13 protein-coding genes are annotated in these 14,117 nt (G+C 42.5%); 5 read left to right on the top strand and 8 right to left on the bottom strand.

Annotated elements, in window-relative coordinates:
- The first annotated feature begins 64 nt into the window (after nucleotides 1–64).
- From ubiD to J8Z25_RS00600, 3 genes are all read left to right on the top strand, one after another.
- Complete coding sequence (gene ubiD, locus J8Z25_RS00610) at nucleotides 65–1,531, top strand: 4-hydroxy-3-polyprenylbenzoate decarboxylase (RefSeq protein WP_130050036.1); 1,467 nt, start codon at nucleotides 65–67, stop codon at nucleotides 1,529–1,531.
- Nucleotides 1,532–1,618: 87 nt separating this feature from the next.
- Nucleotides 1,619–2,332 carry an NAD(P)H-flavin reductase gene (gene fre, locus J8Z25_RS00605; RefSeq protein ID WP_250661514.1) on the top strand — a complete coding sequence of 238 codons (714 nt, stop codon included), beginning with the start codon at nucleotides 1,619–1,621 and terminating at the stop codon, nucleotides 2,330–2,332.
- 145 nt (nucleotides 2,333–2,477) lie between these two features.
- Entirely contained in the window at nucleotides 2,478–2,894 is a 417-nt protein-coding gene (locus J8Z25_RS00600) for a CBS domain-containing protein (RefSeq protein ID WP_054563674.1), read from the top strand.
- Nucleotides 2,895–2,903: 9 nt separating this feature from the next.
- On the opposite strand, the gene add is transcribed toward J8Z25_RS00600, so the two are convergent.
- From add to cyaY, 8 genes are all read right to left on the bottom strand, one after another.
- Nucleotides 2,904–3,905, bottom strand: a complete 1,002-nt coding sequence (add, locus tag J8Z25_RS00595; protein ID WP_250661513.1) for an adenosine deaminase — start codon at nucleotides 3,903–3,905, stop codon at nucleotides 2,904–2,906.
- Nucleotides 3,906–4,008: 103 nt separating this feature from the next.
- Complete coding sequence (locus tag J8Z25_RS00590) at nucleotides 4,009–6,705, bottom strand: ATP-binding protein (RefSeq protein ID WP_250661512.1); 2,697 nt, start codon at nucleotides 6,703–6,705, stop codon at nucleotides 4,009–4,011.
- 30 nt (nucleotides 6,706–6,735) lie between these two features.
- Nucleotides 6,736–7,845 carry a heme biosynthesis HemY N-terminal domain-containing protein gene (locus J8Z25_RS00585; protein WP_250661511.1) on the bottom strand — a complete coding sequence of 370 codons (1,110 nt, stop codon included), beginning with the start codon at nucleotides 7,843–7,845 and terminating at the stop codon, nucleotides 6,736–6,738.
- Nucleotides 7,842–9,662 carry a uroporphyrinogen-III synthase gene (locus J8Z25_RS00580; protein ID WP_130050041.1) on the bottom strand — a complete coding sequence of 607 codons (1,821 nt, stop codon included), beginning with the start codon at nucleotides 9,660–9,662 and terminating at the stop codon, nucleotides 7,842–7,844. Before J8Z25_RS00580 ends, J8Z25_RS00585 begins: the two co-directional genes overlap by 4 nt.
- A gap of 1 nt (nucleotide 9,663) precedes the next feature.
- Nucleotides 9,664–10,602, bottom strand: a complete 939-nt coding sequence (gene hemC / locus J8Z25_RS00575) for a hydroxymethylbilane synthase (RefSeq protein ID WP_130050042.1) — start codon at nucleotides 10,600–10,602, stop codon at nucleotides 9,664–9,666.
- 36 nt (nucleotides 10,603–10,638) lie between these two features.
- Nucleotides 10,639–11,529, bottom strand: coding sequence for a DUF2914 domain-containing protein (locus J8Z25_RS00570; protein WP_250661510.1), 891 nt, complete (start codon nucleotides 11,527–11,529; stop codon nucleotides 10,639–10,641).
- Nucleotides 11,530–11,550: 21 nt separating this feature from the next.
- Complete coding sequence (locus J8Z25_RS00565; protein WP_130050044.1) at nucleotides 11,551–12,207, bottom strand: alpha/beta hydrolase; 657 nt, start codon at nucleotides 12,205–12,207, stop codon at nucleotides 11,551–11,553.
- Entirely contained in the window at nucleotides 12,204–12,527 is a 324-nt protein-coding gene (gene cyaY / locus J8Z25_RS00560; RefSeq protein WP_036974421.1) for an iron donor protein CyaY, read from the bottom strand. The genes J8Z25_RS00565 and cyaY overlap by 4 nt, the downstream gene beginning before the upstream one ends.
- A gap of 148 nt (nucleotides 12,528–12,675) precedes the next feature.
- Here cyaY and lptM point away from each other — a divergent pair, with 148 nt between their 5' ends.
- Together lptM and lysA are read left to right on the top strand one after the other, a co-directional pair.
- Nucleotides 12,676–12,855 (top strand): LPS translocon maturation chaperone LptM, encoded by a 180-nt coding sequence (lptM, locus tag J8Z25_RS00555; protein ID WP_130050045.1) that lies wholly within the window; start codon nucleotides 12,676–12,678, stop codon nucleotides 12,853–12,855.
- Nucleotides 12,856–14,109 (top strand): diaminopimelate decarboxylase, encoded by a 1,254-nt coding sequence (gene lysA, locus J8Z25_RS00550; RefSeq protein ID WP_130050046.1) that lies wholly within the window; start codon nucleotides 12,856–12,858, stop codon nucleotides 14,107–14,109.
- Nucleotides 14,110–14,117: the final 8 nt, after the last annotated feature.

The raw sequence follows: 14,117 nt of genomic DNA, 5'->3' as shown, positions 1-14,117 counted from the left end.
AATTAGCTTAATCAGTGGTTTTGAGTATAATAGCGACAGTTTATTCAGCGTTTAAGCGGCTATAATGAAATACAAAGATCTTCGCGAATTTATCGAGTTATTAGAACAAAAAGGTGAACTAAAACGGATCAAACAAGAAATTGATCCTTACCTTGAAATGACCGAAATTGCCGACCGCACGTTACGTGCCGAAGGCCCAGCTCTGTTATTCGAAAACCCTAAAGGCCACACTATTCCCGTTCTTGCCAACCTTTTTGGTACACCCAAACGCGTTGCCATGGGTATGGGACAAGATGATGTTAGTGAACTGCGCGAAGTCGGTAAGTTATTAGCTTTTCTAAAAGAGCCTGAGCCACCTAAAGGCATTAAAGAGGCATTAGGGCAAATCCCAGTATTCAAACAAGTATTGAATATGCCTGCAAAAGAAGTAAAAAAAGCGCCTTGTCAGCAAGTCATACTTGAAGGTGATAATGTCGACTTAACCAAGCTGCCTATCCAACATTGCTGGCCGGGTGATGCAGCCCCATTGATTACATGGGGCTTAACGGTTACCAAAGGGCCTTATAAAAAGCGTCAAAATTTAGGTATTTACCGTCAGCAGCTACTGGGTAAAAACAAAATTATTATGCGTTGGTTATCGCATCGCGGTGGCGCATTAGATTTTCGTGAATGGTGTAAAGAGCACCCTGGTGAACCCTACCCTGTGTCTGTGGCATTAGGTGCCGATCCTGCGACAATCTTAGGCGCTGTAACACCCGTCCCTGATACCCTAAGTGAATATGCGTTTGCTGGTTTACTACGCGGTAGTAAAACTGAAGTTGTTAAATCGATTTCAAATGACCTACAAGTGCCAGCTACCGCAGAGTTCGTGCTTGAAGGTTATATTATGCCGGGTGAAACAGCCCCTGAGGGCCCTTATGGCGATCACACAGGTTACTACAACGAAGTAGACGAGTTTCCGGTGATGACGGTCACTCACATTACACATCGTGAAAATCCAATTTATCACAGCACTTACACTGGCCGCCCACCAGATGAGCCAGCAGTACTCGGGGTTGCATTGAACGAAGTGTTCGTGCCAATTCTGCAAAAGCAGTTCCCTGAAATTGTAGATTTTTATCTACCGCCTGAAGGCTGCTCTTATCGCATGGCTGTGGTCACGATGAAGAAACAATACCCAGGTCATGCCAAGCGCGTAATGATGGGTGTGTGGTCTTTCTTGCGTCAATTTATGTATACCAAGTTCGTGATCGTTTGCGATGATGATGTAAATGCACGCGACTGGAACGACGTGATATGGGCAATCACCACACGTATGGACCCTGCTCGTGATACGACAATGATCGAAAACACACCAATTGATTATTTAGATTTTGCATCGCCAGTATCTGGCCTTGGCTCAAAGATGGGCATGGATGCGACTAATAAATGGCCTGGTGAAACAGACCGCGAATGGGGTGAACCCATTGTCATGGACCCAAAAATCAAAGAACGTGTTGATGAATTATGGGACAGCTTAGATATTCTCTAGGCTGTGTCTATGTTAAACTGCTCAAAATTTAACGGTTATGAGTGCGATTCATAACCGAATTTGCTTCTGTGCTTATAAAGGTAAACTATGCAAACATTACTCGCTGACGTGGTTGCGATCAGCCCGCTTACAGACCACGTACATAAGGTCATTTTGAAACCACAGCAACCTGTGTCATTCGAGGCAGGCCAATATATGCAACTAGTATTAGGCGAAAAAGATAAGCGTGCCTTTTCTATTGCAAGCCGCCCGTCGCAAACTGACCAAATTGAACTACACATTGGTGCCGCGGGTGCTGATTCGTATGCAATGCAAGCGCTTGATCATTTACGTCAAGCACATACAGAGCAACAGCAAGTTAATGTTGAAGTGGGCTTAGGTATATCACAGTTGCGAGTTGAGGGTGAGCGCCCAATTATTCTACTTGCTGGCGGTACTGGTTTTTCTTATGCCAAATCAATGGCTGATCACCTTGCTGAAATTGGCTGTGAGCGTCCTGTATTATTTTACTGGGGTGTACGTGAGCAAGCTGCACTTTATGCACATGATGAAATGCAAGCATGGGCAAACAGCAACCCACATTTCCAATATATTCCTGTGGTTGAAAATGCACCGCAAAGCTGGACAGGCAAAACCGGTTACGTCCACAAAGCCGTTATGGAAGATATCGTGTCTTTAGAACCATACGATATTTACATGGCAGGCCGCTTCGACATGATTGGCGTGGTTCGCGATGATTTTATCAATCATGGTGCGCTACGTGAGAACATGTTCGCCGATGCATTTGCATTCATTAAATAACTAACTCATACAGGTTATTGTTAAGGCATCCAATTGGATGCCTTTTTTATTTGTTTTACCTATCGCCTTAATCCATCTAAACGATTTCACAAACTGCATTTCCTTGACCATACTTTGTTTAGAATAATGATGGGGAGAGACCCAAATGCTAAATACAAAAGTACAAGACTTTATGCAACGTAAGTTGCCACACATTACGCCTGAAACTGAAATGACCACCGCGATTAGCGAGCTGCAAAAGTTTAAATTACTAGGCGCACCAGTATTCGATGACAACAAAAGCCTAGTTGGCTTTATTTCTGAACAAGAGCTGCTACAACCGCTTATGCAAAACAGTTATTTCTGCGATGGCGTGGTAAAGGTAAAACAACTAATGCGCACCGATGTTGTCACGGTGAGTAGCGATCAAAACATCATTGAGCTGGCAGATGGTATGCAAACTGGTAAGCCAAAAAATTACCCGGTTATTGAGGATGGTAAGGTTGTTGGCATGATCAGCCGAGGAGATGTGCTCAAGGCATTGTATGAAAACTATGTCTCATGCCAAGAGCACCAAGTGTAAGTTAGCTGCTTAACGATTAGCAGCTAACTGTTTTAAAGCAGCTTTATCTGCATCGCTTAAATAAGCAATTTCAAGCGCATTAGCTTGTGCTTTTTCCATATCGGCTTGGCTTAAACCTGCCGCAGGTGCTGCTACTTGATACTCATACGCTATTTCAATACCTTCAACTGCCGGATCATCAGTATTAATTGATGCCAAAATACCATGGTCTAAGAAGGTTTTTAACGGGTGCTTTGCAAGCTCAGCAACAGTACTGGTTTGAATGTTACTGGTTAAGCAAGACTCAATACCAATGCGCTTATCACGTAAGTAATCCATTAGCGCAGCATCTTCAATCGCTTTTACACCATGACCAATACGCGTTGCACCAAGCTCGTTAATTGCCTGCCAAATGCTTTCGCTACCTCGCGCTTCACCAGCGTGAATAGTGGCAGCTAAGTATGCATCATGAACTTGCTTAAAGTGATCAACAAATAACTCACCAGGAAAACCAATTTCATCGCCAGCTAAATCAACAGCCACTAAATCATTTTTAAAAGCAAGCAGAGCATCAAGCTCTTGCTGACAAATTTTAGTACCATAAGTACGCGACATAATGCCAATTAGGTTGGCTTTAATTGGTGCGTTTTGACACGCACTTTTAACACCATCAACTACCGCTTCGACAACACCTTGCGGGTGTAGACCTTGGCTTTGCGCCATATAATATGGACTAAAACGAAGCTCTACGTAATCGAGTTTTTGGGCAATAGCATCTTCAACGTTCTCGATAGCAATACGACGACATGCATCGTAATCACCCAATACTTTTACACCCCAATCTAACTTTTGCAAAAATGCCATTAGATTAGGTTCAGGGTCGATAACCTGTACGTGTGGAATAAGCGCTTCAATGTTATCAGCTGGTAATTCTAGGTTGAACTGACGACCAAGTTCTAAGATCGTTTGTGGGCGAACATTACCATCTAGATGACGGTGAATATCAAGCAATGGAAGTTTATTATTGATCATAATTAGCACTCAGGTTCAGTAAATTTGCGCGGATCATACGTACCCACGACGATATTTCAAGTTTAGATGATTTTATTTACTTTTTTGAGGTCAAATGTCTGCTTTAATGACCGCTATCATTATGCAAGAAATGCCACAAAGTTTTAAAAAGTTTATCAGCATCAATTGGCTTCGTTAAATAACCATTCATACCACTGGCTAAGCCTTTCTTTTGGTCATCATCTTGGGCATTTGCCGATAAGCCAATGATCGGTAAATCAGTGATCAGCAACTCATTGCGAATAACTTTGGTTGCTTCTAAGCCATCCATATTCGGCATTTGAATATCCATGAGCACAAGGTCATAGCTTTTTTCACTGATCATCTTAATAGCCTCGCGGCCATCTTTAGCAATATCAGGTTGGCAGCCTTTGGTTTTTAAAATAGAACTCGCCACATGTTGATTCAATGGGTTATCTTCAACCAATAGAATTGCATCATCGGCAAATGAAACAGTAGTCACATCTATATCAGCTAACTCATCATCACTATGAACCACCTCTTCAAGAGGAGACTCAAATGGCAGCGAAATTGTAAATGTTGAGCCTTGTCCCTCAGTACTACTGAGGCTTATCTCGCCTCCCATCATAACAATGAGTTTTTGGCAAATACTCAAGCCTAAACCTGTACCACCGAAGCGACGAGAGGTTGAGCTATCAGCTTGTGAGAATGGTTTAAACAGGCGCTGCTGGGCCTCTTTACTGATGCCAATACCTGTATCAATAACACTAAAGTAAGTAAATTCACCCTGCTGCCAAATCCGCACTGTAATCGTTCCCTCTTGAGTGAACTTCACCGCATTATTTAGCAGATTCAATAATATTTGTTTTAAACGGATTGGATCGGTATGGATCAGTAGGTGTTCAGAAGCATCAAACTCAACTCTAAATTCTAAAGAGCGAGAGTTAAGTTCAAACTGCAGTAAGTTCGTTAATTCACTCACAAGCGCATTCACATCAATAGGCTCTTGATGTAACTCCAGACGCCCTGCTTCAATTTTAGAAAAATCTAAAACATCATTTATCACCCGTAATAGAACATTCAATGCACCGTCTGCTTGATCGATATAACTACGCGCTTGTTGCCAATCTTGCTCTTGCATTGCTAAGTAATGCAGCCCCTTAATACCATTAATAGGCGTGCGTATTTCGTGACTCATATTAGCTAAGAACTCACTTTTAATTTGGCTAGCTTTATCGGCTTTTTGTTTTTCTTCGCGAAGGCTTTGGGTTTGCTTTGCTACTTGCTGACGAATTTGAATATTAGTGCCTGTTACCGATATCAAAAAGGTAATCAATAACCACACAAACAGCATTCCGACTATTTGCGCAAGCCAATAAGACAGCCAAGATGACTGGGCTACTGATTCCCATAGTTTCACCTGCCAAACACGCTCACCAATAATAAAATTAAAGCTTGCGATTGCTGTAGTGCCAACACGATGAGGGCTGTAAATTTCAACAGGGTTAGTACCATCGGTAACATCAAAAAAACTGGCATCAATCTCGGTGTTTTGATTAAAGTTAAGTGTTTGCGCCAACACTTCCAGATTGACCACAGCAACAACATAACCTCTAAAACCTACTTGATGGTTAATGTCTGAATAAGCAGGGTTAAAGAACAAAACGCCCTTTTCGCTGCCATCTCCTTGCATAAGGGTGATTGGTTCACTCACAGTGACATTTTTAATTAACCGAGAGTCTGTAAGCGCTTGTTTACGTAATTCGTTTGAGGCCAAATCAAAACCTTGAGCGGGTTGGTTGCCCTCTAAAGGGTGAACATATTGCACCGGAAAATACACCGCTCGCTTACTCACCGGCTGCCATTGCCCTGCAGCATTTTTTTCTTTCACGTAATAGTGGGTGCCTAGTTCATCACGCAGTAGATTTTGATAATTAGTTAGTTGCGAGTGAATAACCTTTGGCGCCCATTCAAAGGCAAGTATCTCTTCACTGTATTGCAATTGACGTGCTGTAAAGCGCTTAAATTCATCAAAATCAACTGCATCGCTACTAGCAAAAAAGGTCGCTAATAAAGCTAAGTGTGACTTAATTTCATCAACTTGGTGCTCAAGATTAGTATGAATCGCACTGACTTTGGCTTGCTGGCGCTGTAAGTCTTTATCTTTTTTTACACTGGCTGCGCCATAAAAACTGACACAAATAACCATATAGATTAATAGCGACGGCACAATTATTTGTAGCCGCTGGCGAGTGTGATGGTAACTAAATGCAGCTAAAACTAATGGCGTGAAAATCAGCACCCCAATACTGTCACCAATCCACCATGCAATAAAATTATTAAGTGCCGCATAACTCGGAATAACATTATTTATGACCAGTAAAGCTGTGCCAATTGATGCCGCAATCAAGCTACACAAAGGGCCGCCAATCATTAAACCAAGCATACTTTGCTTTAATGACGATAATTCAATCGGGCGTTTAACTACATGAATAATAATGTAATAGGCAAGCCAAGCTTGGAATGTTGATGCTGTTGTTACACCGATAGCCTGCAGCATCATTTGCCAATGGAAAATATCAGTGGCTTTATCAAGGTGAATGAGGTTTACAAAGAACGCCCCTAGCAAAACTCCTGGTAGGGCACGATTTCGAAATAGCAAGATACTGGCAAGAGCAATACCTGAAGGCGGCCATGCAGCAACCGCATAACCATCAATCGCCAGCAAAGAATTACTTAAATACCCTGTAAGAAAGTAAGCAAGTGCGATACTTATGGTCAGTGTAAATAAGTTCTTCAAGCCATCGCTCCTTTGCTGGCTGGAGTAAAATTATTGATAGAGTACCAATGCTTTTTCTGGCTGGGCACTTTTACTATAACTGAGTACAGCTTGCTGCAAATAGGCATTACGATTATCAGCATTAAGTGCTTTATCAAACACCCGCGCAGCTAAATCGTACTCACCATGAGCATTCGCTAAACATGCTAGGGCTAGAAGTAAATCTGTATTCTCGGTGTCTTTTTTCAATACATCTTGCAAACTTGCTTGCAGCTTGAGTGCATCGCCAGGGCCACTGGTACGTAAAATACGTGCTAAATCTTTATGCTGTAGCGGTTTTTTAACCATTTTAATTAAGCTTAACTCTATTTTATTTAATTCGCCTGCCTTTGCCATCGCTGCCAAATAACTTACTTCAGCGTGTGGTTTAAGGTTTTTCGCTAATTGCTCATAGCGCGCAGTTAAATCCTCGCTTGACTGCGCTGCAAAGTAGCGATCAAACAGTTGCTGCCATTCCTGCTCTGAAAGTGCTTTTTTGCGTAATAAGCGAGGCATGAAGTCATTAAGTGCAGCCCATTTTTGCTCTTGCACTAAAACATGGGCATACATTTTGAGCTCTAAACGAGTAGCTTTTTTGCGTTCAGCTGAGGCTTTTAGATCAGCAAAAATAGTGCTGGTTTCACCGCTGGCAATCCATAACTTAGCCACTTTTAGTTGATTATTTTGACTTATGTTATCAAGGTAGCTAATCGCCTTTTCGTTCTCATTACTCGCTAATGCCGCTTTAGCAAGAAGCGCATAACGTATATCGGTCCACTGGTCTGCAACACTGTTATTATCAAGGGCTAGCTCCAGCTCTGAATAATCGTTATTTATTAAGCTCCATACACCTTGCTCAATAGCCGCTTGTTTACGTTCTTCACTACGAGCAAAAAAGCGATGGCGTGTGTGGCTATACAAAGACCATAAATAACGAACTAGTTTATAAAGCACATATATTGCAGTAAGTGCTAACAGTAAGAGTGCTGTAACGCCCCAAATAGTGCCTTCAATGGTTGTTTTATTAAAGGCAATTAATACATAACCCTTTTGATCAATAAAAAAGGGGGCAATTCCCAAACAGACGGCTATCGCAATAATGATTAATAAAAAGCGGATCATTGTGCCCACTCCTTCACCTGCTCAGTACTTTGCAGTGACACTTTTGGGCTGAAATCAAGTTGCTCTTTTGAAAGCTCAGCGAGGCTTTTTAATGCCGCTTTTGTTTGCGCATCATCTTGCTTAAAGTAATCTTTTACCAAGCTATGTGCAGCATCAACAGCGCTAAAATACACACTGCTTTGTTTACTTAATACAGCATCTTGCGCTTGAGCTAAGTATAAGCTTAAGCGCTGTTTAACTAAGTGGCGCTCTTGCTCACTTAAAAATGGTGCGATAACCATATCTTCACGTGTGCGTACTTCTACAAAGAAGTCTTTAAACTGCTGCCATGATTTCGCAAGGTTCTGACGCCATTCACTGACATTTTCGCTCAATTGATTTGGATCTTCTTTGACGACTTCTTCAGGTAGTGAAATAGCATTAAATACTAGTTCATCAACTTTTTGATTAATGCCATGCAGTTTTAAATAAATTGCTTCAACAGCAACAGGCTCTATGGCATTCAAGGTTTGCAAGTCTTGGTGAATTGCTTGGCGAATAGCTCCTGTACCCGGGTGTTCTGCTAGCAAGCTATCTAAGCGAGATAGCACAGCGGCAGCTCCTTGGTAATCGTGCTCTGCCCACAATTTAAACTCGGCCATACGTTGCAGGCTTGTAACCTCTTGCGGATTAAGCGTGAAAGTTTGCTGCTCAGCGCGCTTTAAAGCCGCTTGTAATTGCTGCTGAGTTTGCTCAGCACTTTCATTTAGCGCCTCAGAGACTTTTTGTTCACTGTTATAAAGCGAATGTTGTAATGTTTGCTGCGCACTTTTTAATGCATCAATCTGCTGTTGTAAGCGTTGGTTTTCATCTGTCAGCTCAGTAAATGCAACAGCTGATTGCTGATCACTATTTAATTTGTGATAAAACTCATAGCCAACAGTAGAAGCCACTAAAAGTGAAATAAGTAACGCTAAGCTACCTGATTTGCTGATACCTTTTTTTGCTTGCACAGGCGCTTTCGTCCCAGTATTTACCGTTTGCGCTTTTTTATCTGGCTGTGCAGTCACTGGCTTTGCGGGTTGTTTTGATTCTGCTTCACTCATTTTGCTACCTTGCTGATTAATGCAGGTGAACATAGCGCTATCGCTCGCCCCTGCAGCAATATGTATCTGTGTTCTTGCGACCTTTTGTTGCTTTAAATAGTCAGCGATACGCTCACTAGCAACGAAAAATTGTCGCTCTTTCAACCATGTAAGCTGAGGCTCATTTAAGCCATTAAAAATGGCATCCACCGCTGCATTACTAGTAATGACTATACCTTCTACATCAACTGTTTGCCAGTGGTCCATCCACTTACCAGGCTCGCTCTCAATTGCGCTACGCTTGTAAACAACCAACTGATTCAATAAAGCACCACGTTGTTTTAAGGTTTTCGCTATCGTCGTGCGCCCGCCTACACCTTTCACTAATACAATGTTACTCAGCTCTACATCTTGCAGCGTTTTTAGCTCGAGCAGACCTTCTGAATCATGTTTTTTTGGCACAGCAGCTCGACGTCCAAACGCCTCATAAACCGCATCAGCAGTTTGCTGACCAACCGCATAAAGTTGGGCTGCTTTGTTAATTGTTGGTGTGAGTTTTAACAAGGCATGTACGGCATCTTGCGAGATAAAAATAACTTTATCGGCATTTTCTAGCGGCGCAAGCTCACTACTATTAACCGTGAGGTAATCTAAGGTAAGGACTGGACATTGGGTTGTTTGATAACCCGCCTGCTGAAGCTCAAGAGCAAGCTCAGTGCCTTTTCCTTCTGGACGAGTTATCAAAATATGCATATTAAGCGTCTCTATATACTTCAGCTAAAATTTTATCGGCACCTTGCTCAAGTAGCTTTTCAGCAAGTGTAATACCTAACTGCTCTGCGTCAGCCACTGGACCTGTCACTTCATCACGCAGCATTTGGCTGCCATCAATAGCGCCCACTAAACCACGTAAATGCACTTGCTCACCCTCAACTAGTGCAAATGCACCAATTGGTACCTGACAGCCACCTTCTAAATGGCGGTTCATCGCACGCTCGGCATTTACACGAATCCGTGTTTCATTATGCTCAAGCGGAGCTAGTAGCGCTTTTGTAACCTCATCGTCAATACGACATTCAATACCTACTGCGCCTTGACCATTTGCAGGTAATGATACTTCAGGCTCAATAAAGGCAGTGATGCGTTCTGGCATTTCTAAACGAATTAATCCCGCAGCAGCTAGGATAATTGCATCATATTGACCATCATCTAGTTTTGCTAAACGGGTGTTAACATTACCGCGTAAATCACGAATATCTAAATCAGGACGCGCTTCGCGAATTTGGCATTGGCGGCGTAAGCTTGACGTACCAACAATAGCACCTTGTGGTAACTCATCTAAGCTTTTGTAGTTGTTAGATACAAATGCATCACGAGGGTCTTCACGCTCACAAATTGTGTTTAAGGCTAAGCCTTCAGGAAACTCAACAGGTACATCTTTCATTGAATGCACCGCAATATCTGCGCGGCCATCAAGCATGGCTTGTTCAAGCTCTTTTACGAATAAACCCTTACCACCAATCTTTGCCAGTGGCGTATCAAGGATAATATCGCCTTGCGTCGACATAGGAACCAACTCTACCGTTACGTCGTCATGGAAGTGCTCTAATTGAGCTTTAACAAATTCTGCCTGCCATAAAGCAAGCGCACTTTTACGGGTAGCGATACGAACTAGTTTTGTTGTCTGTGTCATGAAAAATCCAATTAATTATCAGGCTGATACTAAATGTTACTCAGCTAAAATTCTAAACTCTTTTTGGGCCAGCAAGTTGCCATCTGCGTCAATAACCTCAACACGCCAATCACCGAGCTGCTCTGGCATAATGTTTTTTGTTGAATAAGTACGAAAACGCGGGCTACTTACAGCTAATTCAATAGAAGCAAGCTGCTGGCCTTGGTAATACCATTGATGACGAACAGTTTGCCCCTGCATATTTCTAAGCTCACTAAAAAAGCTTAAGCTATTACTAATTTGCGCTAATTTTACATCGTTTTTTAGAACATTGACTGGTTCTCGATCAACAACATCGGTTGTTAATACTGCGCGACTTACTTTGTCTGTATCTATTTTAGCGCCGATTGCAACACTGGCAATATGTGCTGAGTGTGAAAACTGCTGCTGAACATCGGGTACTGCAGCAACCTCTATTTGCTCTTCAGTTTGCAGTTGTTCTTCATCGGGAGTGACAGCTGATGTTTCAGGCAGCTGTTGCCCATCAAAAACCTGCTCACTCACGATCTCTGTATCTACTGTATTTGCTTCAGGTTCAGCTACGTCTGAGATAACGACCTCTGTAATTGCACTTTGTTTACTATTAGTAACCGCTGGTTGCTCATTCACTGGTGATGCAGTCACTTCTTTTGGTTCTTCTTGTTTGGCATCATTTAAAGGAGCTTGTAACTCAACACTTGCAAGCTCCGATTGCGGCTCATCCTGTGCTGATTGCTCAGCATTTACAGCCCCAATAAAGCTATACACTAATATAGCCAGTGCAACTAAGATGACACTGCTGACCATAAAAATACGTCGCCAATGCCATTGATAAGTGACCGCCGTAGAAGTTGAATTAACTGCTTCAACAGTATTCATATTTGCTGTAATTACAAGTTTCTTTGTCATGTTGGCCTCTAAAACCAAAAATTAACTCAAGCGAGCAATTAACCACTCACGAATAGCGATTAGTTCTTCACCACAAACTTGGTGCGCCATCGGGTAATCTTGCCAGCTTACTTCCATGTTGTTAGCGCTAAGCACATCAAATGCCTGCCTACCTGCATTATGTGGTACCACATCGTCAAATCGACCATGGGCCATAAAGATGTTTAAGCCTTGCTGCTTGATTTCATCGGCTAATTTATCTGGCACGCACATATAGGTTGATAGTGCCATTACACCCGCTAATTTATAGTCGAGTCGTGGCGCTAAGTGTAGCGATACCACACCACCTTGAGAAAAACCTGCAAGAATAATTTTGTTAGCAGCAATCCCTTTTGCAATTTCTTGATCAATAATCGCAGCCACTTTTGCAGCGGATTCACGAACCCCTTGCTCATCGGCACGCTTATCTAAATCCATTGATTTAATATCGTACCAAGAGCGCATCGCCATACCACCATTAATGGTGACGGGTTGCACAGGAGCATGAGGAAACACAAAACGCACTCCAAGCTCTGCTGGTAGTGCTAGTTGTGGTGCCACTGGCGCAAAACCATCGCCTGAATCACCTAACCCGTGTAACCAAATGACTGTTGCTTTATGTTCACTCTGTGCTGGATATTCAACAAACTCTAAACTCATAGTTCTGAGCGCCACTCGATAGGTTGCCCCGCTTGACGTGTTGCTGCATCACACATAAATTGCCAAAACTCAGCACCCGAGCGGTTATCAATCCACTTATCATCGCGTAGTTCAAAATGGTGACCATTAAATTTCGTCGCAACCCAAACTTGATGAAGTGGTGCTTGCTTGTTGATCACTATTTTACTGCGATCTGGGAAGATGATTTCTAAAATACCTGACGCTGATTCATAATCTAAGTCGGCATCACATTCATCGATTTGCTCTTCAATAGTTAGCATTAATGCATCGGCTAGTGTGTGGTATTCATGATCAGTCATTTTAATGTCCTTTAACTGGCTTTAAGCCTAGATCTGGAGGCAGATTGTGTACATCAAGTGTAACAGGAATAAATTCATCCGCGAATAGCTGCATTTTTTAAATATTCTGTTACTCTGCGATTATAAAGCCAGCAATCGTATTAATCTAATGAAAGAGACTCATAGCCAAAAATTAAAAACAATCTTACCACTTAGCGCCCTACTTCTAACCCTCGCCGGTTGCGGACAAAGTGGTGCTCTTTATCTACCAGATGATACTGCACAGCCTAAAGAATCTCAGCCGCAGGCTGATCCATCCGAACAACCAGAGCAAAAACAGGACCAATAGATGGACTTTTTTAACTACAATAATAATCAGCTGTTCGCTGAAGACATCGCTGTCAAAGAGCTGGCAGAGCAATACGGTACACCGTGTTATATCTATTCGCGTAAAACCTTTGAGCGCCATTACCATGCCTTTGCTGATGCAGCAAAATCGCATAAAAGTTTGGTGTGCTATGCCGTAAAAGCCAACTCTAATATTGCAGTGCTCAATATTTTAGCGCGGCTTGGTTCAGGTTTTGACATCGTCTCAAAGGGTGAGCTTGCTCGTGTAATCCAAGCTGGAGGGGACGCCAGTAAAGTGGTATTTTCTGGCGTTGCAAAAACAGCCGATGAAATTGCGTATGCACTTGAATTGGGGATCAAATGTTTTAACGTTGAGTCAGTGGCTGAGCTTGAGCGTATTTCAGAAGTGGCTACTTCTCTTAACCATGTAGCGCCTATTTCGATTCGTGTAAACCCAGATATTGATGCTAAAACGCATCCTTATATCTCAACAGGTTTAAAAGAGAATAAATTTGGTATTGATATTCAAACTGCGGTGACAGTATATCAACACGCTGCATCTCTGCCTGGTTTAAAAATTACCGGTGTAGATTGCCACATTGGTTCGCAGCTAACAGAAATTAAACCTTTCTTAGCTGCACTTGAAAAAGTGCTAACACTTATCGAAGAGTTAAAAGCCGCTGGCATAACACTTTCACACCTCGATATTGGTGGCGGACTGGGTGTGCCATATAACGGCGAAACACCACCTCATCCAAGTGAATATGTTGATAAAATTACCGCTCGATTAGCAGATTACCAAGATTTAGAGCTGATTTTTGAGCCTGGTCGTGCAATTGCTGCAAACGCAGGCATTTTAGTCACCAAAGTTGAGTTTATTAAACAAAACCAAGATAAGTTCTTTGCTATTGTTGATGCGGGTATGAACGATATGTTACGTCCATCGCTATATCAAGCTTGGCAAAATATTGTGCCGGTTGAACCTCGCGTAGATGATACGCCTACTCACAACTACGACATTGTGGGCCCTGTTTGTGAAACCGGTGACTTTTTGGGTAAAGACCGCGAACTAGCGCTACAAGCCGGTGACCTTTTAGCGCAGCGCAGCGCTGGTGCGTATGGTTTTACCATGAGCTCTAACTACAACTCGCGCCCTCGTGTTGCAGAGATTATGGTGGATGGTCAGCAAAGTCATTTAATTCGTCAACGTGAAACCTTAGAAAGCCTATGGCAAGGCGAGAAAATTTTACCATAAACGTTTTT

The organism is Pseudoalteromonas sp. SCSIO 43101, assembly GCF_023650775.1.
Classification (GTDB): domain Bacteria; phylum Pseudomonadota; class Gammaproteobacteria; order Enterobacterales; family Alteromonadaceae; genus Pseudoalteromonas; species Pseudoalteromonas apostichopi.
This window is presented reverse-complemented; position numbering and strand designations above follow the sequence as displayed.

Excerpts from the sequence above, each read along its gene's own strand:
- J8Z25_RS00600 (WP_054563674.1), top strand. The coding sequence starts at position 2,478 with ATGCTAAATACAAAAGTACAAGACTTTATGCAACGTAAGTTGCCACAC.
- lysA (WP_130050046.1), top strand. The coding sequence starts at position 12,856 with ATGGACTTTTTTAACTACAATAATAATCAGCTGTTCGCTGAAGACATC.
- ubiD (WP_130050036.1), top strand. The coding sequence starts at position 65 with ATGAAATACAAAGATCTTCGCGAATTTATCGAGTTATTAGAACAAAAA.
- cyaY (WP_036974421.1), bottom strand. The coding sequence starts at position 12,527 with ATGACTGATCATGAATACCACACACTAGCCGATGCATTAATGCTAACT.
- lptM (WP_130050045.1), top strand. The coding sequence starts at position 12,676 with ATGAAAGAGACTCATAGCCAAAAATTAAAAACAATCTTACCACTTAGC.
- hemC (WP_130050042.1), bottom strand. The coding sequence starts at position 10,602 with ATGACACAGACAACAAAACTAGTTCGTATCGCTACCCGTAAAAGTGCG.
- fre (WP_250661514.1), top strand. The coding sequence starts at position 1,619 with ATGCAAACATTACTCGCTGACGTGGTTGCGATCAGCCCGCTTACAGAC.
- J8Z25_RS00585 (WP_250661511.1), bottom strand. The coding sequence starts at position 7,845 with ATGATCCGCTTTTTATTAATCATTATTGCGATAGCCGTCTGTTTGGGA.
- J8Z25_RS00580 (WP_130050041.1), bottom strand. The coding sequence starts at position 9,662 with ATGCATATTTTGATAACTCGTCCAGAAGGAAAAGGCACTGAGCTTGCT.
- J8Z25_RS00570 (WP_250661510.1), bottom strand. The coding sequence starts at position 11,529 with ATGACAAAGAAACTTGTAATTACAGCAAATATGAATACTGTTGAAGCA.
- add (WP_250661513.1), bottom strand. The coding sequence starts at position 3,905 with ATGATCAATAATAAACTTCCATTGCTTGATATTCACCGTCATCTAGAT.
- J8Z25_RS00565 (WP_130050044.1), bottom strand. The coding sequence starts at position 12,207 with ATGAGTTTAGAGTTTGTTGAATATCCAGCACAGAGTGAACATAAAGCA.